This window comes from Erwinia sp., from assembly GCF_049696395.1.
GTDB lineage: Bacteria > Pseudomonadota > Gammaproteobacteria > Enterobacterales > Enterobacteriaceae > Erwinia.
In genome coordinates this window covers 66,671-86,043 of the sequence record NZ_JBAVTT010000183.1, presented here as the reverse complement: position 1 = coordinate 86,043, position 19,373 = coordinate 66,671, and the positions used below count along the sequence as shown (strand labels likewise).

13 protein-coding genes are annotated in these 19,373 nt (G+C 55.4%); 12 read left to right on the top strand and 1 reads right to left on the bottom strand.

Annotation, left to right across the window (positions count from 1 at the left end; genetic code table 11):
- Nucleotides 1–420: 420 nt before the first annotated feature.
- From rppH to thyA, 4 genes are all read left to right on the top strand, one after another.
- Nucleotides 421–948, top strand: coding sequence for an RNA pyrophosphohydrolase (rppH, locus tag WCC56_RS21135; protein WP_424694271.1), 528 nt, complete (start codon nucleotides 421–423; stop codon nucleotides 946–948).
- 12 nt (nucleotides 949–960) lie between these two features.
- Nucleotides 961–3,207 carry a phosphoenolpyruvate--protein phosphotransferase gene (gene ptsP, locus WCC56_RS21130; RefSeq protein ID WP_424694270.1) on the top strand — a complete coding sequence of 749 codons (2,247 nt, stop codon included), beginning with the start codon at nucleotides 961–963 and terminating at the stop codon, nucleotides 3,205–3,207.
- 143 nt (nucleotides 3,208–3,350) lie between these two features.
- Nucleotides 3,351–4,232, top strand: coding sequence for a prolipoprotein diacylglyceryl transferase (gene lgt / locus WCC56_RS21125; RefSeq protein WP_424694269.1), 882 nt, complete (start codon nucleotides 3,351–3,353; stop codon nucleotides 4,230–4,232).
- Nucleotides 4,229–5,023, top strand: coding sequence for a thymidylate synthase (thyA, locus tag WCC56_RS21120; RefSeq protein ID WP_424694268.1), 795 nt, complete (start codon nucleotides 4,229–4,231; stop codon nucleotides 5,021–5,023). The genes lgt and thyA overlap by 4 nt, the downstream gene beginning before the upstream one ends.
- 45 nt (nucleotides 5,024–5,068) lie before the next feature.
- Here thyA and ddpX read toward each other — a convergent pair whose 3' ends face one another.
- Nucleotides 5,069–5,632 (bottom strand): D-alanyl-D-alanine dipeptidase, encoded by a 564-nt coding sequence (ddpX, locus tag WCC56_RS21115; RefSeq protein WP_424694267.1) that lies wholly within the window; start codon nucleotides 5,630–5,632, stop codon nucleotides 5,069–5,071.
- A gap of 162 nt (nucleotides 5,633–5,794) precedes the next feature.
- Here ddpX and WCC56_RS21110 point away from each other — a divergent pair, with 162 nt between their 5' ends.
- The 8 genes from WCC56_RS21110 to recD all read left to right on the top strand — a co-directional run bounded on the left by WCC56_RS21110 (nucleotide 5,795) and on the right by recD (nucleotide 19,362).
- Nucleotides 5,795–6,244, top strand: a complete 450-nt coding sequence (locus tag WCC56_RS21110) for a GspH/FimT family pseudopilin (RefSeq protein WP_424694291.1) — start codon at nucleotides 5,795–5,797, stop codon at nucleotides 6,242–6,244.
- Nucleotides 6,241–6,783 (top strand): prepilin peptidase-dependent protein, encoded by a 543-nt coding sequence (locus WCC56_RS21105; RefSeq protein ID WP_424694266.1) that lies wholly within the window; start codon nucleotides 6,241–6,243, stop codon nucleotides 6,781–6,783. The genes WCC56_RS21110 and WCC56_RS21105 overlap by 4 nt, the downstream gene beginning before the upstream one ends.
- Entirely contained in the window at nucleotides 6,780–7,220 is a 441-nt protein-coding gene (locus tag WCC56_RS21100) for a DUF2509 family protein (protein ID WP_424694265.1), read from the top strand. The genes WCC56_RS21105 and WCC56_RS21100 overlap by 4 nt, the downstream gene beginning before the upstream one ends.
- Nucleotides 7,198–7,506 (top strand): prepilin-type N-terminal cleavage/methylation domain-containing protein, encoded by a 309-nt coding sequence (locus WCC56_RS21095; protein ID WP_424694264.1) that lies wholly within the window; start codon nucleotides 7,198–7,200, stop codon nucleotides 7,504–7,506. Before WCC56_RS21100 ends, WCC56_RS21095 begins: the two co-directional genes overlap by 23 nt.
- A gap of 77 nt (nucleotides 7,507–7,583) precedes the next feature.
- Nucleotides 7,584–10,952, top strand: a complete 3,369-nt coding sequence (gene recC, locus WCC56_RS21090; RefSeq protein ID WP_424694263.1) for an exodeoxyribonuclease V subunit gamma — start codon at nucleotides 7,584–7,586, stop codon at nucleotides 10,950–10,952.
- Between the two features lie 159 nt (nucleotides 10,953–11,111).
- Nucleotides 11,112–13,997: a pitrilysin gene (gene ptrA / locus WCC56_RS21085; protein ID WP_424694262.1), complete on the top strand. Its 2,886-nt coding sequence runs from the start codon at nucleotides 11,112–11,114 to the stop codon at nucleotides 13,995–13,997.
- Nucleotides 13,994–17,539: an exodeoxyribonuclease V subunit beta gene (recB, locus tag WCC56_RS21080; protein ID WP_424694261.1), complete on the top strand. Its 3,546-nt coding sequence runs from the start codon at nucleotides 13,994–13,996 to the stop codon at nucleotides 17,537–17,539. Before ptrA ends, recB begins: the two co-directional genes overlap by 4 nt.
- Entirely contained in the window at nucleotides 17,527–19,362 is a 1,836-nt protein-coding gene (gene recD, locus WCC56_RS21075) for an exodeoxyribonuclease V subunit alpha (protein ID WP_424694260.1), read from the top strand. Before recB ends, recD begins: the two co-directional genes overlap by 13 nt.
- Nucleotides 19,363–19,373: the final 11 nt, after the last annotated feature.

Below are 19,373 nucleotides of genomic sequence, written 5' to 3'. Positions count from 1 at the left end.
TTTTGCCACTTTTTGCACGATTTATGCTTAACTGAGCGGCATATCCTGTGGATAAAAAGGTGGGTGTTCGATCTTTCACCAGTCAGGAAACTGCACTCTGTGACAGGGAGATGAACGTGCGTTTCTTTCGGTGGAAATCAGGATAAATCTGAGTATTTAGAGTCAGTTAATACTGCGCAAAAAAAGTGGGGGCTTCGTGCATTAAAAAGTTTTCCCCAACCGTTAAGCAAGTTCTGCACAAAGCTATCCACAGAAAACGTGAATAAGATCGCGCTTTCTTGCCCCTCTCTGTTTATAACTTCGTGCAAAACTGTGAGTTATCCCGTGTCAGCCATGTGCTGAGGGCGTAAAGCAGTGGTTTACCACCTGTAAGGAGTATGAAACAATCAGAACATCCGAGTTTTAGTTTGAGGTAGTCCAGTGATCGATGATGATGGCTACCGCCCGAATGTTGGTATCGTAATTTGTAACAGGCAGGGACAAGTGTTGTGGGCCAGACGTTTTGGCCAGCACTCCTGGCAGTTTCCCCAGGGAGGGATCAATCCTGGTGAAACGGCGGAGCAGGCGATGTACCGGGAACTGTTCGAGGAAGTCGGTTTGCACCGCAAAGATGTGCGCATCCTTGCCTCTACCCGAAACTGGTTACGCTACAAGTTGCCAAAACGTTTGGTGCGTTGGGACACAAAGCCGGTTTGTATCGGCCAGAAACAGAAATGGTTTCTTTTGCAGTTAATGTGCAATGACGCAGATATCAATATGCAGACCAGCAGCACGCCGGAGTTTGACGGCTGGCGTTGGGTCAGCTTCTGGTATCCGGTTCGTCAGGTGGTCTCGTTTAAACGTGACGTCTATCGCCGGGTGATGAAAGAGTTCGCCAGCGTGGTGATGCCACTGCAGGAGACGACCGCACAGCGAAATATGCCTGCTTATCGACGGAAGAGAGGTTAAGCCACGTAGATTATGCTCACACAGCTGCGCGAAATAGTTGAAAAAGTGGCAGGAGCGCCCCGGCTTACCGAGGCGCTTGATATCCTGGTCAATGAGATCTGCCTGGCTATGGATACCGAAGTCTGTTCGGTGTATCTGGCCGATCACGATCGCCGCTGCTATTACCTGATGGCGACCCGTGGCTTAAAAAAGCCTCGCGGTCGTACCGTCGCGCTAGCCTTTGACGAAGGGATCGTCGGGCTGGTGGGCCGGCTGGCTGAGCCAATCAACCTGGCTGACGCGCAAAGTCACCCCAGTTTTAAATATGTTCCCTCGGTAAAAGAAGAGCGTTTCCGCTCGTTCCTCGGTGTGCCGATCATCAGCCGACGCCAGTTATTGGGCGTGCTGGTGGTGCAGCAGCGCGAGCACCGTCAGTTTGACGAAAGCGAAGAGTCTTTCCTGGTTACGCTGGCAACCCAGATGGCGACCATCCTGTCGCAATCGCAGCTCAATGCCCTGTTCGGGCAGTATCGACAAACTCGCATTCGTGCACTGGCCGCCGCACCTGGCGTGGCGGTTGCTGAAGGTTGGGTGGATACCACTCAGCCCTCCCTGGATCAGGTTTTCGCGGCTTCCACCCTGGATACGCACCGCGAACGTGAACGTCTTTCTCTGGCGATGGATGAAGCCTCCAGCGAGTTCCGCCGCTACAGCAAACGCTTTACCGCCAGCGTGCACAAAGAAAGCGCCGCCATCTTCGATCTCTATTCCCACTTGCTCAGCGACAACCGGCTGAAGAAAGATCTCTATGCTGAGATTGACGCCGGTTCGGTGGCTGAGTGGGCAGTGAAAAAAGTGATCGAGAAGTTTGCCGCCCAATTTGCCAGCCTGCAGGACAGCTATCTGCGGGAACGCTCGGGTGATTTGCGGGTACTGGGGCAACGCTTACTGTTTCACCTCGATGACACGGTACAAAGCACCAGCACCTGGCCGGCAAAATTTGTGCTGGTGGCTGATGAGCTAACGGCGACTACGCTGGCTGAACTGCCACGCGATCGGTTAGCGGGCGTAGTTGTCCGCGACGGTGCTGCAAACTCTCACGCCGCTATTATGGTGCGCGCGATGGGCATTCCAACGGTGATGGGCGCTGATATTCAGCCCGAGCTGATGAATGGCAGGCTGCTGATTGTTGATGGCTATCGCGGTGAGTTGCTGGTCGATCCTGAACCGGTGCTGGTGCAGGAATACCAGAAGCTAATCAGCGAAGAGAATGAACTCAGCAAGCTGGCCGAAGATGTTGTTGAGCAGCCAGCCACGCTGAAAAGCGGCCAGTCAGTGAAGGTGATGCTCAATGCTGGCCTGAGTGCGGAACATGAAAAAGCGCTGGGAAGCTGGGTAGATGGCGTAGGCCTGTACCGCACCGAAATTCCTTTCATGCTGCAAAACGGCTTCCCTTCAGAAGAGGAGCAGGTCGCCCAGTATCAGGGCATGCTCCAGCTGTTCCTGGGCAAGCCTGTTACGCTGCGCACGCTCGATATCGGCGCAGATAAACAGCTGCCTTATATGCCTATCAGTGAGGAAAACCCTTGTCTGGGCTGGCGCGGCATCCGCCTGACGCTGGACCAGCCGGAAATCTTCCTGGTGCAGGTGCGCGCAATGCTGCGTGCCAACGTCGCCAGCGATAACCTCAGTATTCTGCTGCCAATGATCACCAGCATTGATGAAATTGATGAAGCTAAAAGGCTGATCGATCGTGCTGCACGAGAAGTCGAAGAGATGCTGGGTTATGCCATCCCGAAACCGCGCATCGGCGTGATGATTGAAGTCCCTTCGATGATCTTTATGATCGGGCATCTGGCCGGTCGCGTTGATTTTGTGTCTGTGGGCACCAACGATCTTACCCAGTATTTACTGGCCGTAGATCGCAATAATACGCGGGTAGCCAATCTTTACGACAGCCTGCACCCGGCGGTGTTGCGCGGCCTGAAGACCATTGCGCAGGAAGCAGAAAAGGCCGGTGTTGAGCTTTGTCTGTGTGGTGAGATGGCCGGTGACCCGATCTGCGTTGCGGTGCTGATTGGTCTTGGTTATCACCACCTGAGCATGAACGGACGCAACGTGGCGAGGGTAAAATACCTGCTGCACCATATCGATCACGAAGAAGCCTGCGCGCTTGCCAACCGTAGCCTTGAAGCGATGCTGGCCAGTGACGTTCGCCACCTTGTTGCTGCCTTTATGGAACGGCGTGGCCTGGGCGGCCTGATCCGCGGCGGACGCTGAATCTCTTAATAAAGTTTACAGTTCAGCGAGATCGCAACAATTCGGGCTGTGCTATGATGCGCGCCTTAATGCAGCGCCGCGCGCGCACTGGTTTACCTCTTCCGTCGCCTGCAGGTCAGGACAGACTTTAACAATGGTGAAAGATGAATAACGGCTATCTGGCTTTCCCCCAATTTGACCCGGTAATATTCTCCGTCGGGCCAATCTCCCTGCACTGGTACGGTTTGATGTACCTCGTTGGTTTTGTTTTTGCCATGTGGCTGGCCGTTCGTCGCGCCAACAAGCCAGGCAGCGGCTGGAAAAAAGAAGAAGTTGAAAATCTGCTGTATGCAGGCTTCCTCGGCGTGTTCCTTGGTGGGCGTATCGGCTACGTGTTGTTCTACAACATGCCGTTGTTCCTCGATAATCCACTGTACCTGTTCAAAGTCTGGGATGGCGGCATGTCATTCCACGGCGGTCTGATTGGCGTAATCTGTGTCATGCTGTGGTTTGCCCGCAGAACCAAACGCAACTTCTTCCAGGTGGCTGATTTTATTGCTCCACTGATCCCCTTCGGTCTGGGAGCAGGGCGCTTAGGTAACTTTATTAACGGTGAGCTGTGGGGCCGCGTGGCACCTGATTTACCGTGGGCGATGCTGTTCCCAGGCTCCCGCAGTGAAGACGTCGCGCTGGCGGCAACGCACCCGGAATGGCAGTCATTGCTGGCGACTTACGGCGTGCTGCCGCGTCACCCTTCGCAGGTGTATGAACTGCTGCTGGAAGGCGTGGTCCTGTTTATCATTCTTAACGTCTTTATCCGTAAAAACCGCCCGATGGGCGCGGTGTCAGGCCTGTTCCTGATCGGTTACGGGGCGTTCCGTATTATTGTTGAATTCTTCCGCCAGCCGGACGCGCAGCTGGGCCTGTTTGATAATGCCATCAGCATGGGGCAAATCCTGTCAATTCCGATGATCCTGATCGGTATGATTACGATGATCTGGGCTTACCGTCGTCAGAGTACTCAGCAAGTGCGTGGGGCAAAATGAAACAGTATCTGGATTTAATGCGCAAAGTGCTGGAAGAAGGCACGCCGAAAAATGACCGTACCGGCACCGGCACGCTGTCGATTTTTGGCCACCAGATGCGTTTCAACCTGCAGGATGGTTTCCCACTGGTTACCACTAAGAAATGCCATTTACGCTCCATCGTGCATGAGCTGCTGTGGTTCCTCAATGGGGACACCAACACCGCTTACCTGAAAGAGAATAAAGTCACCATCTGGGACGAGTGGGCCGATGAAAACGGCGATCTTGGCCCGGTTTATGGCAAACAGTGGCGCAGCTGGGGGGCAGCGGACGGGCGTGAAATCGATCAGCTGACCCGCGTTTTGCAGCAGCTAAAAAGCGATCCGGATTCCCGCCGCATCATCGTGTCTGCCTGGAACGTGGGTGAGCTGGATGAGATGGCGCTGGCGCCTTGCCACGCGTTCTTCCAGTTCTATGTGGCTAATGGCAAGCTCTCCTGCCAGCTGTATCAGCGCTCGTGCGATATCTTCCTTGGCCTGCCGTTCAATATCGCCAGCTACGCGTTACTGGTGCATATGGTGGCGCAGCAGTGCGATCTGGAAGTCGGTGATTTTGTCTGGACCGGCGGTGATACGCATCTGTACAGCAACCACCTTGAGCAGACTAATTTACAGCTGACGCGTGACCCTCGTCCGTTGCCAAAACTGGTTATTAAGCGCAAGCCTGCTTCGCTGTTCGATTACCGTTTCGAAGATTTCGAGATTGAAGGGTACGACCCGCATCCGCCTATCAAGGCCCCGGTCGCTATCTGAGGAGTATCAGGAGCGGATCTTTCCGCTCCTGTTCCTGTCTGTCAGTCATCCCAGCGGAAAACAGGCAAAACGATCCTCAAGCAAAGGATAGCGGTTTGAGCCTGGCAGTTCGAAATGCCACCATTCAGTGGCGATCCCTTTAAACCCACCGCCAGACATAATGGCATTCAGCATCAGTCTGTTGCGTTGTGCTTGCTGCGACAAACTTGGGTGATAAGGGTGCGAACGCTCATGCATTTCATCAAATCCTGCGCCCATATCCACAATCAGACCGTCACTGTCCAGCAGCGTCAGATCGATGGCCGTTCCCCGGCTATGGTTAGATCCCAGCGAAACTTCCACTACGTAGGCCGGATCAGGGCAGGCGTGCCATAAATTGTGCTGGGCCTGCTGCGGGCGATAGGCGTCGTACACCAGTAAAGTAAAGCCAGCCAGCTCCGCAATAGTAATGCACTTTTCCAGGGCGCTGGCGGCGTCAGGGTGAAGTAAGCAACGGTCTTCGCAATAAATAGGGCGGCCACAAATATTGTCTGCGGTGGCGTATTTCATCTCAATTTTTAACTGGGGAAAGGCCTGGGCTAAATCCACCAGTTCACATTCATCTGCCATAACTCATCCTGTTGTGCACTCTCTCCCTCCAGCAAATCATTTTACGAGAGCCCCCGCAAATACTTTGTCCTTATGCTGTAAGGCTAAAATGTTACTGGATAAAGCGTCACGCTTTGCCGGATTGTCGCTGGATCTGTGCGGGTGAAAAAGCACAATGCAGCGATGAAAACGATGAGCGGATTTACCCTAACCGAACTGTTAATCGTGATGGTGATTGCCAGCATTCTGACACTCGGCGCCATTAGCGGCTGGCAAAATTGGCAGCAACGCCAGCGGCTGAATGACAGTGCGCGTCAGCTACAGCATTTCCTTTTGCGCCTGCGCAGCGAGGCTAATGAGCACAACAGCCCGCTGTTGCTTTGGCAGGGCAAAGGGCCGGGTTGGTGTGTGGGAAGTGGCCAGCTGCAACCTTGTGGGAAAGCCTCACGCCATCTGCTTCCAGCGCCCTGGCCGGAGATTAGGTTGCTGTCGCTGACCGAGGGAATGGGGTTCTATGGGCGGGGGAATGTGGCCAGGCCAGGCCGGATTGTGATCTCGGGAGACGCCGGTGAACGACATATCGTGGTGTCTTCTCGTGGGAGAGTGCGAATTTGTGAGGACAACTGTTTATGAAGCAGGCTGGATTCAGTCTGGCAGAAATGCTCGTAGCGCTGGCAATCAGCGGCATATTGCTGCTCAGCGCGGCAAAGCTGCTCCCGGTTCTGCAACTGAATAATCTGCAGACCCTGATGCGTTTTCAGCTGCAGGAAGAGCTGCAGTTGATGATGTTCACGCTGGAAAAATCCGTTCTCAGAGCCGGATATTGCCACGGAGAATGTGCCGGTCAGGGGCTGACTTTGGGGGCTGATGGGCGCTGTTTACTGGTACGTTGGGATGAAAACAGTAACGGAAAGTGGGAAGGTGTGGAGAGCAGTGACAGTGATTTTTATGGCTATCGCTGGCGTGACCACAGCCTGGAACTGCAACGGGGTGTGGATCGCTGTGAAGGCGGTGGATGGGAAAAGCTGAATGATCCCAGAACGATCACTGTCGAGGATTTCAGGGTGACGAAGAGTGGCAATCAGATCCAGCTGGCCATTACAGCTTTCGTTAAAGCCTTCCCGTCCGTTCGGCTGACTGTGGAACGTTGGCTAACAGCGGGCAATTTATGAATGCGTTACGGCAGCAGGGCGGAGGCGCGTTGATTATGGTGATTATCCTGCTGGCTTTGTCGGCGGCCCTGCTAAATGCCACCCGTAAGCAGTTAGATGACGGCTTGAGCCGGGTCCATGATGAGCGGGAGTACTTGCAACAAACTGCGCAGGCCAGGTCTGCTTTACGTTGGGGAGCAAGGATCAAGTGGCCGAAGATCCAAGGATGGCACTGTCAGCTGGAGGACAGCAAAGGCTGGCGCAGTTGCCTTGCTGCCGTGGACGACCAACGAGAATTACTGCGGGGTGACAGCGGGCCGGGCACCATTGCTCACTATCAGTGGGGAGTCAGAGTGGGGGCGGTGAGTGTGAAAGCCGTGCCGCATGGCTGGCTTGATTACTGCCCGCTGGCAGAAGAAGAAGGATGCCATCCTGATGAAAAACCAGCGGGGCTTTAGCCTGCCGGAAACCCTGGTTGCTCTGCTGCTGTTTGCCAGCAGCTTGACGGCCTTGCTGCAATATCAGCTGGCGCTGGCGAAAGGTTTTCAGTTACAGAACCAACAGCGGCAGGCCTGGCGCTATGCCTTACAGCGCTTTGAAGGCTACCAGCCACCAGGCTGGCAGACGTCTATAGTGCAGCAGTTGGGGCCAGCAGGCTGCCCACTGTTGACCACTTACGTAGTGAGCCCGCTCGGACGTAAGGCGCAGTTAGCGTTATTGAGTTGCCCGAATATCAGCCAGTGAACAGGGCTGACGATTTGCAACCGAGCCCTGACAGGTTACAGTGTTGGCGCAAAGCGACATCCCCAAAAGGAGCAGACATGTTTACCGTTTACCACTCTAATCAGCTGGACTTGCTGAAGACGCTGGCGGCCTTTCAGATTGAAAACCAGCCCCTGCGCGATCCCTTCCAGGCTGAAGTGGTGTTGGTACAAAGCCCGGGCATGGCGCAGTGGTTACAAATGTCGCTGGCTGAGCAGTTCGGCATTGCAGCTAACCTCGCCTTTCCTTTACCTGCGACTTTTATCTGGGACATGTTTGTTCGCGTTTTACCGGGTATTCCTAAAGAGAGTGCGTTTAACAAAGCCAGTATGAGTTGGAAGCTGATGGCTATCCTGCCTGCGATGCTTGCACGCCCTGAATTCACGCTTCTGCAGCACTATCTGACCGAGGACCAGGACAAGCGCAAGCTCTTTCAGCTGGCTTCCCGCGTGGCGGATCTCTTTGACCAGTATCTGGTTTACCGCCCTGAGTGGCTGAACAGCTGGGAAAAAGGGCAGCTCATTGAAGGACTGGGCGAAGCGCAACAGTGGCAATCTCCTCTCTGGGCTGCGCTGGTGGAGTACACGCGTGAGCTGGGCCAGCCAGAATGGCACCGAGCCAATCTCTATGCGCGCTTTATCAGCAAGCTTGAAAACAGCAGTGAACGGCCGCCAAATCTGCCAGACAGAGTCTTTATCTGTGGGATTTCAGCGCTTCCTCCGGTGTACCTTCAGGCGCTGCAGGCGCTTGGCAGGCACATCGACATTCATCTGCTGTTTACCAATCCCTGCCGCCATTATTGGGGGGATATTCAGGATTATGCTTTCCTTGCGAAACTCCAGAGCCGTCGGCGTCAGCATTTTCAACGGCAAAGCGAGAGTCCGCTGTTCCGGCAGGCCGATGCCTCCGCGCTGTTTAATGAAGCGGGCGAGCAGCAGCTAAGTAATCCACTGCTGGCCTCCTGGGGCAAACTGGGCAGGGATAATCTTTATCTGCTGGCCCAGATGGAGTGCCAGGAGATCGATGCGTTTGTCGATATCGAGCCCACCACGCTGCTGCAAACGTTGCAGCGTGACCTGTTAGAGCTGGAAGACAATGCGGTGATTGGTCAGCAGCAGCAGCAGTGGGAAACCAGTACCGGTAAACGCCTGTTAGATCCTGCTGACAGGTCGGTCAGCCTCCATCTTTGCCACAGCCCACAGCGGGAAGTTGAAGTATTACAGGATCGTCTGCTGCAAATGATGGCTGATGATCCTTCACTCTCTCCGCGGGAAGTGATTGTGATGGTGGCCGACATTGATGCTTATACCCCGTTTATTCAGGCCGTGTTTGGCAACGCACCTGCCGGGCGCTATTTACCTTTTGCCATCTCTGACCGCCGGGCGAGTCAGGCGCATCCAGCCTTGCAGGCTTTTATCTCGTTGTTGAGCTTGCCTGACAGCCGCTTCACCTCTGAAGAGGTGCTGGCGCTGCTTGAGGTTCCGGCCCTGGCGAACCGCTTTGCCATTGATGAAGAAGGGCTGAAGCGCCTGCGTCGCTGGGTGGAAGAGTCCGGGATCCGCTGGGGGCTGGATGACGACACCGTCCGCGATCTGGACTTGCCGCCGACCGGGCAGCACACCTGGCAATTTGGTCTGACCAGGATGTTGCTGGGCTATGCCATGAACAGCGAAAGCGGGCACTGGCACGGCGTACTGCCTTACGATGAGTCCAGCGGGCTGATTGCCGAACTGGCTGGCAACCTGGCTGAACTGCTGATGCGCCTGCGCCACTGGCGAACGATGCTGACTGAAGCACGCTCTCTGGAGACGTGGCTGCCACTTTGCCGGGCGCTACTGCAGGATTTCTTTGCCGCAGATGCCGATACCGAAGCCGCATTGGCGCTGATAGAAGAGCAGTGGCAGCAGGCTATTAACTATGGCATTCAGGCCCAGTATCACCAGGCTGTTCCGCTCTCGCTGTTGCGTGATGAGCTGGCTTCCCGACTCGATCAGGAGAGGATCAGCCAGCGTTTCCTTGCCGGGCCGATCAACTTCTGTACCCTGATGCCAATGCGTTCTATCCCGTTTAAGGTGGTGTGCCTGTTGGGGATGAATGATGGGGTTTATCCGCGCACGCTGCCGCCGTTGGGCTTTGACCTGATGAGTCAGCAGCCGAAAAAAGGCGACCGTAGCCGTCGCGATGACGATCGTTACCTGTTCCTTGAAGCGATTAATTCGGCTCAGCAACAGCTCTATATCAGCTATATCGGGCGCACTATTCAGGACAACTCAGAACGCTTTCCTTCGGTGCTGGTCAGCGAGCTGGTGGAGTACATCAGCCAGAGCTTCTGCCTGCCTGACGATCGGCAACTCGATGTTGACCAAAGCGCCAAGGCGGTGATGCACCATTTACATCACCTGCACAGCCGGATGCCTTTTGCCGCAGAGAATTTCTCGCCGCAGTCCGAATTCAAAAGCTTTGCCGCTGAATGGCTGCCTGCTGCCAATGCCAGCGGCGTGCCGCACCCTGCCTTTATGCAGGCGTTACCCGCGCTGGAGCTCGCTGAGCTTAACTTCGAGCAGCTGGTGCGCTTCTGGCGTCATCCCGTCCGGGCCTTTTTCAGCCTGCGGCTCGGCGTGAGCTTCAGGCTGGAAGACGCGGGTTTACCGGATGCTGAACCTTTTACCCTCGACAATCTCAGCCGTTATCAGGTCAACACTCAACTGCTGAATGCGCTAATCGATCGGCAACCCAGCGAGCCTCTTTACGCCCGGCAGCGCGCAGCAGGGAATCTTCCTTTTGGGGCTTATGGCGAGTTGTTCTGGCTGGAGCAGCAGGAAGAGATGGCCGAGCTGGCTGGTCGCGTGCGGGAACAACGCGCCAATGCGGTCAGTTGGGAGATTGCCTTGCCGATCGGCGGGATACAGCTCAACGGCTGGCTCCCGCAGGTTCAGGATGATGGCTTGCTGCGCTGGCGGCCTGGCCACCTGAATTTTACCGACGCCTTATCACTGTGGCTTGAGCATCTGGTTTACTGCACGCTGGGCGGGCAGGGCGAGAGCCGGATGTATGGCCGCAAAGAGAGCCAGTGGCGCTTCCCCCCATTGCCGGCTATTCAGGCCAGAGAGTGGCTTGAGCGGTATATAGAAGGTTATCAGCAGGGCATGTGCTCACCTTTGTTGCTCCTCGCGCGAAGCGGCGGAGCCTGGCTGGAAGCCTGTTATGACGATAAGACAGGGGTGTTGCTGAAAGAGGAAAGCACTCAGGCCAAAGCCCGTAGCAAACTGTTGCAGGCCTGGCAGGGGAATATGCAGATTGAAGGTGAAGGGAGCGATCCTTATCTGGCCAGGCTGTTCCGCACGCTGGATGATGAAATAGTGCAGCAGATCACGCTCAACGCGGAAATTTGGCTGCTGCCGTTGCTGCAGATGAATGACATGCAGTAAGACATCCTGTAGTGTTACTTTATAACTATTTGCCGTTTTTTACTTTCTTGTCCCTTTCTCGTCCACAGCCGGAAGGGGAAATATCCAGGTTAAATATCTGCTGCCGTCGGGCCCGCACCAGAACGGCAAGCCAGAAGATTAGATCGTCGAGGAGTTTGAATGCGTCGTTATGCAGTCTGGTTTACCACGCTTTTCCTGCTGTTTACGTTGAGCCCTCTGGTGCAGGCACAACCTGGCTGGCAGCCGATCCCTGAAACGATCCGCAAGAGTGAAAAAGACCCACGCCAGTATCAGGCCATCAAGCTGGATAATGGGATGACTGTACTGCTGGTGTCCGATCCGCAGGCGACAAAATCCCTTTCAGCGCTGACCATTCCAGTCGGTTCTTTAGAAAACCCGCGCAACCAGCAAGGCCTGGCTCACTACCTTGAGCACATGCTGTTGATGGGCTCTAAACGCTATCCTCAACCTGACAATCTGGCCGAATTCCTTAAAAAACATGGCGGCAGCCACAATGCCAGCACCGCTTCTTATCGCACCGCTTTTTATCTGGAAGTGGAAAATGACGCGCTGGAACCGGCGGTAGATCGGCTGGCTGATGCCATTGCTGAGCCGCTGTTGGACCCCGTCAATGCGGACCGTGAACGTCACGCGGTGAATGCTGAACTGACCATGGCTCGCTCCCGCGACGGCTTGCGCATGGCACAAGTTGGGGCTGAAACGCTGAACCCCGATCACCCAAGTTCGCTGTTCTCCGGCGGCAATCTGGACACCCTGAAGGACAAACCGGACAGCAAATTACACGATGCGCTGACGGCCTTCTACCACCGTTACTACTCGGCTAATCTGATGAAGGCGGTAATTTACAGCAATAAGCCGCTGGCTGAGCTGCAGACGATTGCGGCCAAAACCTTTGGTCGGGTGGCAAACAGTAATGCCACGGTGCCGGATATCACCGTGCCTGTAGTGACCGATAAGCAAAAAGGCATCATCATTCATTACGTCCCTGCCCAGCCACGCAAGCAGCTAAAAATTGAATTCCGTATTGAGAACAACAGCGACAAGTTCCGCAGTAAGACTGACACGCTGATCGCCTATCTGATCGGCAACCGCAGTAAAAACACCCTCTCTGACTGGCTGCAAAACCAGGGGCTGGCAGATTCAATTGATGCCGGTGCTGACCCGGTTGTTGATCGTAACGGCGGCGTTTTCTCGATCTCCGTTTCGCTGACTGATAAAGGTCAGGCAAACCGCGACCAGGTGATTGCGGCCGTGTTCAGCTACCTGAATACCCTGCGCAGTGGCGGCATTGATAAGCGCTATTTTGATGAAGTTGCCAACGTGTTGAACCTGGACTTCCGCTATCCGTCAATCACCCGTGACATGGATTACATCGAATGGCTGGCGGACACCATGCTGCGCGTTCCGGTTGCCGATACGCTGGATGCGCCTTACATCGCCGACCAATATGATGCTCAGGCTATCAAAGCCCGCCTGGAGGGTATGACGCCGCAAAATGCGCGCATCTGGTACATCAGCCCTGACGAACCGCACAACAAAGTGGCTTACTTTGTGGATGCGCCATATCAGGTGGACAGCATCACGCCAGCGCATTTTGCTCAGTGGCAGGCAGACAGCGAGAAAATCACCCTGTCGTTGCCGGTGCTGAACCCGTACATCCCGAGCGATTTCACCCTGATCAAGCCGGGCCAGAAGTACGCCCATCCAGCCGAAGTGGTGAATCAGCCAGGCCTGCGGGTGTTCTACATGCCAAGCCAGTTCTATGCTAACGATCCCAAGGCCAGCATTACTCTTGCCCTGAGAAATAAAGAGGCGATGAGCACGGCTAAAAATCAGGTCATGTACGGGCTGAACGATTATATGGCCGGACTGGCGCTGGATGAGCTGAACTCGCAGGCTTCGGTGGCGGGGATCAGTTTCTCTACCGGTGAAGATGATGGTGTGTCCTTCAGCGCGAGTGGCTTCACGCAGCATCTGCCAGAGCTGATGAAAGAGCTGCTGAAAAGCTACGCCACCTATCAGCCAGACCAGCAGATGTTGGATCAGGCGAAGTCCTGGTATCTGGAGCGTTTAGCCTCAGCCGCGAAGGGCAAAGCCTTTGAGCTGGCTATTCAGCCCGCCCAGATGGTGTCGCAGCTGCCCTACACCCAACGCAGCGAACGCCGTGCGCTGGTGGCCGGTATTACCCTTGATGACGTAAAAGCCTATCGTAAGATGCTGCTTGAGAAGGCAACGCCTGAGCTGATGGTGGTCGGGAATATGACCGAAGAGGCAACCAAAACGTTAGCCACGGAGGTGAAGAGCCAGCTGAACTGTTCGGGAGAGAGCTGGTGGCACAGTCAGTACCTGTACATTGATAAGAAAACCTCCGCCAATCTGGAGGACGAAGGCAGTAGCACCGACTCTGCGTTGGCCGCTCTCTACGTCCCGTTGGGCTATCCGGAATACGAAAGTGTTGCCAGCAGTGCGCTGCTAAGCCAGATTATTCAGCCGTGGTTCTACAATCAGCTGCGCACCGAAGAGCAGCTGGGTTATGCGGTGTTCTCCTTCCAGATGCCGGTTGGCCGTCAGTGGGGCATTGGCTTCCTGCTGCAAAGTAATGTGAAGCAGCCGGCTTATCTGCTGACCCGTTTCCAGGCGTTCTACCCAACCGCTGAGAAGCGTCTGCGTGAGATGAGCAAAGAAGACTTTGCGCAGTATCAGGCCTCAATGATCAACGAGTTGAAACAGCGCCCGCAAACGCTGGATGAAGAAGCAGGGCGCTTTAGCAAAGACTTCAACCGTGAAAACTACCAGTTTGATACCCGCGAGAAAGTGATTGCGCAGATCCAGGTGCTGACCCCGGAAAAAATGGCGACTTTCTTCCATAAAGCGGTGATTGAACCGCAGGGTCTGACGCTGTTATCGCAGATTTCAGGCAGTCAACATGACAAGGCGGATTATGCTAAGCCAGAAGGCTTTACCAACTGGAAAGAAGTGTCCAAACTGCAGCAATCTTTCCCGGTGAAAAGCGATAAACCATGACTCAACTTGCCCAGCGCCTTGATCCCTTAACGCTGCCTTTGCAGGGAGAAAGGCTAATCGAGGCCTCGGCAGGCACCGGTAAGACCTTCACCATCGGGTTGCTCTACCTTCGCCTGTTATTGGGGTTGGGCGGCGAAGCCGCTTATTTCCGTCCGCTGCCGGTAGAAGAAATTCTGGTGGTGACCTTTACCGAAGCGGCCACCGCCGAGCTGCGTGGTCGTATCAGGGAAAATATCCACAAGCTACGTATTGCCTGTGTGCGGGGCCAGACTGGCGACGTAATGTTGGCTCAGCTGCTTGAGCAGATCCCTGATTTACAGCAGGCCGCCGCGCAATTACTGGCCGCCGAGCGGCAGATGGATGACGCCGGAATTTTTACCATTCACGGCTTCTGCCAGCGAATGCTTAACCTCAATGCTTTTGAATCCGGCATGCTGTTTGAACAGCAGCTGATTGAGGATGAGTCTCCGCTGCGTCGTCAGGCTACGGCAGATTTCTGGCGTCGCTATTGCTATCCGTTACCGCTGTCCATTGCCAGGGTGATGACCCAGATGTGGCAGGGCCCGGACCAGTTGCTGAACACCTTATCGCCCTGGTTGAACGGCGAAGCTCCCTCACTGAAACACCCGCCAGATTTGCAGGAAACCTTCACCGAGCGGCATAACAAAATCATTGCCGGGATTGATCGGCTTAAATCGGCCTGGCTGGCCGCCGGCAATCTGCATGATTTGATTGCTCAATCTGGTGTGGATAAGCGTAGCTACAGTAGTAAGCACTTACCTAACTGGCTGGAAAAACTCAGCCAGTGGGCGACGGAAGAGACCCAGGATTACAGCTTCCCGAAAGATCTTGAGCGTTTTAGTCAGCGTGTTTTGTTGGAAAAAACCAAAAAAGGGGAAGCGCCACACCATCCTTTGTTTGATGAGATTGACCGCTTCCTGGCGGAGCCACTCTCTCTGCGGGAGCTGGTTATCGCCCGTGCGTTAAGTGAAATTCGTTTTGCGACGCAAAAAGAGAAACAGCTCAATGCGTTGCTGGGCTTTGACGATCTGTTAGGCAGGCTGGACAGCGCGCTACAGCAACCGGCCGGTGGTGCGCTGGCTGAGGCCATTCGTGGACGCTATCCTGTGGCGCTGATTGATGAATTTCAGGATACCGATCCCCAGCAATACCGTATCTTCCGCACGCTCTACGGTAAGCAACCCGACAATGCGCTGTTGCTGATTGGCGACCCCAAACAGGCGATCTACGCTTTCCGCGGTGCGGACATTTTCACCTATATGAAAGCAAGAAACGAAGTTAGTGCCCACTATACCCTGGAGACTAACTGGCGCTCCTCGCCGGGAATGGTAAACAGCGTTAACCGCCTGTTTTCTCAACAACAGCATCCGTTTCTGTTCAGCGACATTCCGTTTATTGCGGTGCAACCTGCCGAACCCAATGCGGCACTCAGTTTTACCCTGGCAGGCGTTGAGCAACCGGCGTTACGCTTCTGGCTCCAGCCAGGCGATGGCGTAGGAGTCAGTGACTACCAACAGTTTATGGCGCGTCAGTGTGCGGCGGAAATTTGCCACTGGCTGACGGCGGGTCAGGGAGGGACAGCGCTGATTGGCAAAGGCGACAATCGTCGTCCTGTGCAGGCTTCTGATATCACTATTCTGGTGCGAAGCCGGGGTGAAGCCTCGGTGATGCGTGAAGCGCTAAATGGCCTGAATATTCCCTCGGTATACCTCTCAAACCGCGACAGCGTGTTTACCACGCCTGAAGCCCGTGAAATGCTCTGGCTGTTACAGGCTGTTCTGGCACCGGAACAGGAACGGGTGCTGCGCAGCGCGCTGGCGACCAGCATATTTGGTCTGGACGCCGTCACGCTGGATGCGCTTAACCAGAATGAGCGCGCCTGGGATGCATTGGTGGATGAGTTCGACGGTTACCGCCAACGCTGGCTGAAACGTGGCGTACTGCCAATGCTGCGTGAACTGATGATCAACCGCAAGATTGCCGAAGATTTGCTGGCCTCCGAGAGCGGAGAGCGGCGGCTGACCGACTTACTGCATCTTGGTGAACTGCTGCAGGAAGCCTCCGCTCAGCTGGACAGTGAGCATGCGCTGGTGCGCTGGCTGGCTCAGGAAGTGGCTCAGCCTAATGGGCAGTCCTCCGGCCAGCAGCTGCGCTTAGAGAGCGATCGTCATCTGGTGCAGATAGTGACCATTCATAAATCCAAAGGGTTGCAGTATCCGCTGGTCTGGCTGCCGTTTGTCGCCAACTATCGCGAAGCCGGTCAGGGGATTTATCACGACCGTGAAAGCTACCAGGCCTTGCTGGATTTACGTGATGACGAAGAGAGCGTGGAGCTGGCCGAACAAGAAAGACTGGCGGAGGATCTGCGGCTGCTCTATGTGGCGCTGACCCGTTCAGTCTGGCATTGCAGCGTAGGTATTGCGCCTCTGGTTAAAGGTAACCGCAAGAAAGAAGGCAACAGCGACCTGCATCGCAGCGCGCCAGGCTATCTGGTTCAGCAGGGCGAAGCCGCTGATGCCAGCCAACTGCTCAGCCACCTCCAGAACCTGGAAAATGCCTCGATTGAGGTTATCATCGCCACTGCAGGAGACAGTACGCCGTGGCAGCCGGTGCAGGATGAACAGCAGGTGCTAAGCAGCCAGCAAATCACCCGAACGCTGCGTGATGAGTGGCGTGTCACCAGTTATTCCAGCCTTCAGCAGCACGGGCAGTCCGTCACCTTCGATCTGTTACCCAAACTGGATGTGGATGCGGCTGGTGAAAGCCAAAACCCGTTGATGACACAACTCACTCCACACAGTTTTCCTCGCGGTGCTGCGCCAGGGACTTTTCTGCACGGACTGTTTGAAAGCCTCGACTTCACTCAACCTGTTGAAGAGGAGTGGTTGAGCGAGCAACTGCTGGCGCAAGGGTATGATTTGGCCTGGCTGCCGGTGATGAAGGCGTGGCTGGAACGGATCCTGCAAACGCCGCTGGATGAGTCAGGCGTTAGCCTCAGCCAACTGCCTGCCGACAAGCGCCAGGTAGAGTTACAGTTCTATCTGCCCATTCAACAAATGCTGACAGCTTCACGTCTGGACACCTTAATCCGCCAGAACGATCCGCTGTCGGCAGAATGTCCTCCGCTGAACTTCCAGCAGGTTCAGGGGATGTTAAAAGGCTTTATTGACCTGGTCTTTTGCTGGCAGGGAAAATATTACCTGCTGGATTACAAATCCAACTGGCTGGGCGCTACAGCTGAAGACTACACGCCTGAGGCTATGGCGCTGGCGATGCAGTCTCACCGCTACGATTTACAGTACCAGCTTTACAGTCTGGCTCTGCACCGTTACCTGCGCCATCGGCTGGCTGATTATGACTATCAGCAGCATTTTGGCGGCATCTTCTATGTATTTTTACGTGGCGTTGACGGCACCGCCAGCGAGAACGGTATTTTCCGAACCCGACCTGATGTTGGGTTTATTACCGCGCTGGACGCCCTGTTTGCCGGTAAAGAGCAGGAGGATCTATGTCAGGGATAGTGGCGTTGTTGCAGCAGGCCAGTGAACTGCGGCTGTTCCGCTCGCTGGATATTCAGTTTGCGCGCATGGTGGCGTCGGAGGATCAGCCTGCTGTAATGCTGGCTGCCGCCTGCGTCAGCGCCGAAGCGGGAGAAGGGCATGTCTGCCTGCCGTTGGCTCAGTTTACCGAGCAGTCACTCTTTGACGGACGGCAGCCCGAACTTGCCCGTCAGCTCTGGCTGGCAGCGGGGGAGCCTGAGTGGCTGACCCTGCTACCAACGTCTGAAGCGGTGGGCGAGGGTGCAACGGCCACACCGTTGGTTTTACATCAGCAGCGTCTTTATCTGCACCGGATGTGGCAGTCAGAAGGTGAAGTAGCGCGGTTTATCGTGCGTGAAGCGGCCCCGACTGTATTCGACCCACTGCAACTGCGCGCGGCGCTGGACAGGCAGTTTGGTCAGCAGCCGGAAGACTGGCAAAAAATTGCCGCAGCAGTGGCTATCACTCGTCAAATCTCGGTGATTTCTGGCGGGCCAGGCACCGGTAAAACCACCACCGTGGCGAAATTGCTGGCAACGTTGCTGTCTCTTTCAGAAGGGACGTTGCGTATCCGGCTGGCTGCGCCAACCGGTAAAGCGGCGGCAAGACTGACCGAATCATTAGGAAAAGCGCTTCAGCGTCTGGAGGTCAGTGACAAGGAGAAACACCGTTTCCCTGCGGAGGCGACCACGCTGCACCGTTTATTGGGTGCCGTGCCAGGCAGCCAAAGGATGCGTTATCACGCAGGCAATCCGCTGCACCTCGACCTGCTGGTGGTGGATGAGGCTTCGATGGTGGATTTGCCGATGATGGCCAATCTGATCGCCGCCTTACCTTCGCAGGCCAGAGTGATTTTCCTTGGCGACCGCGATCAGCTGGCCTCGGTGGAAGCCGGTGCGGTGCTGGGGGATATTTGCCGCTGCGCGGAAGCGGGTTACAGCCTTGCGCGGTCGCAAGAGCTTAGCCAGTTAACTGGCTGTGTTGTCGAAGGCAGGGAAGACCAGCTGGCGCCGCCGGTGCGGGACAGCATTTGCCTGCTGCGCAAGAGCTACCGTTTTGATGCCTCTTCCGGGATTGGTCAACTGGCGCTTGCTGTGAATGCTGGCGATACGCGGCAGGTGGATAAAGTGTTCGCGGCCGGTCACCAAGATATCGAGCGCTTTACGCTGAGCAGCGGGGAAGACTATCAGCATTTGCTGAATGCCTGTGTTGCGGGCTATCGCGACTCTCTCAGACTGCTTGCCGCAGGCGCGCAACCAGCCGAGGTGCTGGACGCTTTCAGTCGTTTTCAGCTGCTTTGCGCCTTGCGCGAAGGGCCATTCGGTGTGATGGGGCTGAATGAACGTATTGAGGTCTCGTTGCAAAAAGCTGGCTTGATCCGCCGTTCACCTGGCGCTGCTAGTAAATGGTATCCCGGCCGTCCAGTGATGATAGCCCGCAATGACAGCGCGCTGGGGCTGTTCAATGGCGATATTGGCATTGCCATGCTGGACGAGGATCAGGCGCTGAAAGTGTTCTTCCCCTTGCCCGATGGCAGTATCAAGGCCGTGCAGCCAAGCCGTTTGCCACCGCACGACACGGCTTATGCCATGACCGTGCATAAGTCTCAGGGATCTGAATTCGAGCACACGGTGCTGGTGCTGCCTAACCAGTTCACGCCAGTGCTCACCCGTGAACTGGTTTATACCGCTATTACCCGCGCGAAATTACGCTTAACGCTGTATGCAGAACAGGGCGTGTTAAACAATTCGGTGAAGATGCGCACTTTGAGGCGCAGCGGGCTGGTTGAACGACTGACGGAATAGACGGCCAGATG

What these genes read in the sequence shown, in the direction of transcription:
- lgt (WP_424694269.1), top strand. Translation starts at nt 3,351, where the DNA reads ATGAATAACGGCTATCTGGCTTTCCCCCAATTTGACCCGGTAATATTC.
- recC (WP_424694263.1), top strand. Translation starts at nt 7,584, where the DNA reads ATGTTTACCGTTTACCACTCTAATCAGCTGGACTTGCTGAAGACGCTG.
- WCC56_RS21095 (WP_424694264.1), top strand. Translation starts at nt 7,198, where the DNA reads ATGAAAAACCAGCGGGGCTTTAGCCTGCCGGAAACCCTGGTTGCTCTG.
- thyA (WP_424694268.1), top strand. Translation starts at nt 4,229, where the DNA reads ATGAAACAGTATCTGGATTTAATGCGCAAAGTGCTGGAAGAAGGCACG.
- recD (WP_424694260.1), top strand. Translation starts at nt 17,527, where the DNA reads ATGTCAGGGATAGTGGCGTTGTTGCAGCAGGCCAGTGAACTGCGGCTG.
- WCC56_RS21100 (WP_424694265.1), top strand. Translation starts at nt 6,780, where the DNA reads ATGAATGCGTTACGGCAGCAGGGCGGAGGCGCGTTGATTATGGTGATT.
- recB (WP_424694261.1), top strand. Translation starts at nt 13,994, where the DNA reads ATGACTCAACTTGCCCAGCGCCTTGATCCCTTAACGCTGCCTTTGCAG.
- WCC56_RS21105 (WP_424694266.1), top strand. Translation starts at nt 6,241, where the DNA reads ATGAAGCAGGCTGGATTCAGTCTGGCAGAAATGCTCGTAGCGCTGGCA.
- ptsP (WP_424694270.1), top strand. Translation starts at nt 961, where the DNA reads ATGCTCACACAGCTGCGCGAAATAGTTGAAAAAGTGGCAGGAGCGCCC.
- ptrA (WP_424694262.1), top strand. Translation starts at nt 11,112, where the DNA reads ATGCGTCGTTATGCAGTCTGGTTTACCACGCTTTTCCTGCTGTTTACG.
- ddpX (WP_424694267.1), bottom strand. Translation starts at nt 5,632, where the DNA reads ATGGCAGATGAATGTGAACTGGTGGATTTAGCCCAGGCCTTTCCCCAG.
- WCC56_RS21110 (WP_424694291.1), top strand. Translation starts at nt 5,795, where the DNA reads ATGAAAACGATGAGCGGATTTACCCTAACCGAACTGTTAATCGTGATG.